This is a genomic window from Alcanivorax sp. HI0044 (assembly GCF_001634945.1).
In genome coordinates, this window is record NZ_LWEZ01000404.1 from 1 (window position 1) to 630 (window position 630).

Annotated in this window: 1 pseudogene; it reads right to left on the minus strand. The window is 59.1% G+C overall.

The features are described 5' to 3' along the window. Positions 1-630 (minus strand): annotated as a pseudogene (locus A3730_RS04920) (DNA-directed RNA polymerase subunit beta'); the annotation flags it as partial.

The following is a 630-nucleotide window of genomic DNA, read 5'->3' on the forward strand; positions in this document are numbered from 1 at the left end:
GATGATGGGCTCACCATTGGCCGGAGACAGGATGTTGTTGGTGGACATCATCAGCGCACGGGCTTCGAGCTGGGCTTCCAGGGTCAGCGGTACGTGCACCGCCATCTGGTCACCATCGAAGTCGGCGTTGAAGGCCGCACACACCAGCGGGTGCAACTGAATCGCCTTGCCTTCAATCAGTACCGGCTCGAACGCCTGGATACCGAGACGGTGAAGGGTCGGTGCACGGTTCAGCATCACCGGGTGTTCGCGAATCACTTCGGCGAGGATATCCCACACCTCGGCAGTTTCGCGCTCGACCATTTTCTTGGCCGCCTTGATGGTGGTCGCCAGACCACGACCTTCCAGCTTGGCAAAGATGAACGGCTTGAACAGCTCCAGCGCCATTTTCTTGGGCAGGCCACACTCGTGCAGCTTGAGAGTCGGGCCTACCACGATCACGGAACGACCGGAGTAATCAACACGCTTACCGAGCAGGTTCTGACGGAAACGACCCTGCTTACCCTTGATCATGTCGGCAAGGGACTTCAGCGGACGCTTGTTGGAACCGGTGATGGCNCGGCCGCGGCCGCCGTTATCCAGCAGCGCATCCACAGATTCCTGCAGCATACGCTTTTCGTTACGCACGAT